Below are 1,086 nucleotides of genomic sequence, written 5' to 3'. Positions count from 1 at the left end.
GGGGCAGTGCCGGCCATCGCGATCTTGCTCGAACGTCGGCCGCTTCCACGCAAAGGGAACCCTCAAGAGATGAGTGCCGCAGCATCCGCCAATGTCTTGATCATCTCGGCTTCTGACGACGTGCTCACCCCGCAGTTCCGCGTGCCTATCGGGACAAAGCCCAGTTTTTAGAGAACGCCAAGGTGGCCCGCTCTTCACGGCCGCAGACAGCTGCGGCGGCCAGACCTGGCGTCCGGAGCCCGCGTATCGCCGAGCTCATCAGCCCGACTATTGCTTTGCCGGGCGGCCGCCTCTGCCCTGAGGCTGTCGCGTTATTGGAAGCGATTGACCGTGAAGGCTCCATCTCGGGTGCCGGGCGTGCGCTCGGCTTCAGCTACAAACATGCTTGGGATCTTGTAGCGTTGACGAACAAGCTGGCTCATGCCCGTGTGGTGGAAGCGCGTGCCGGCGGTTCGCGGGGGGGTGGCACAGCGCTGACGAGCACGGGCCGGCATCTCGTCCAAGATTACCGGACTCTCGAGCGTGCCATACAGCGCGCGGCTGCTCCGAGGCTCGCCACGCTCGCCCGACGGGTCGCGCGTTGACACCTCAGAATGACAGCTCATGCGGCTCATTCTCCCGCTTGCATGCAGGCGCCTCAGTATGCTCCGCTATCTTCGATCAACAATAACGCCTTTTGAGCTGCAGGAGAACGTCATGCAGGGAAGCTTGCGCCTGAGCAGGTCCGCTTTCTTCGTTGCGACCGTTGCGGCAGCCGTGACCTTCGGCGCCGGCGTCGCTTCCGCGCAGTTGAAGAGCTACGACAGCAGCAAGCCGAGCTTCTGGCAGAATCCGCCACCCGACTGGTTCCTCGGCGACGAGACCGAGGCGCAGAAGGGCCTCGCCCCGCCGGTCGGCCCGGCGACGCCGACGCCGCTCAACGAACTGAACGACAACCTCAAGAAGATCAAGCTGCCGCCGGGCTTCAAGATCGAGGTCTATGCGCACGGCATCCCCGAGGCGCGGCAGATGGCCTGGGGCGACAACGGCACGCTCTTCGTCGGCTCCTTCGGCGCGACCAATGTCTATGCCGTGACCGAGCGCAAC

Annotated in this window: 1 pseudogene; it reads left to right on the top strand. The window is 64.4% G+C overall.

Going from position 1 to position 1,086, the window contains the following annotated elements:
- Positions 1-696: 696 nt before the first annotated feature.
- Positions 697-1,086: pseudogene (locus Q7A36_RS40050) on the top strand (hypothetical protein); the annotation flags it as partial.

This window comes from Paracraurococcus lichenis, assembly GCF_030657435.1.
Lineage (GTDB): Bacteria > Pseudomonadota > Alphaproteobacteria > Acetobacterales > Acetobacteraceae > Paracraurococcus > Paracraurococcus lichenis.
Note: the sequence above shows the minus strand (reverse complement) of the source record. Positions and strands in the feature narration are given on the sequence as shown.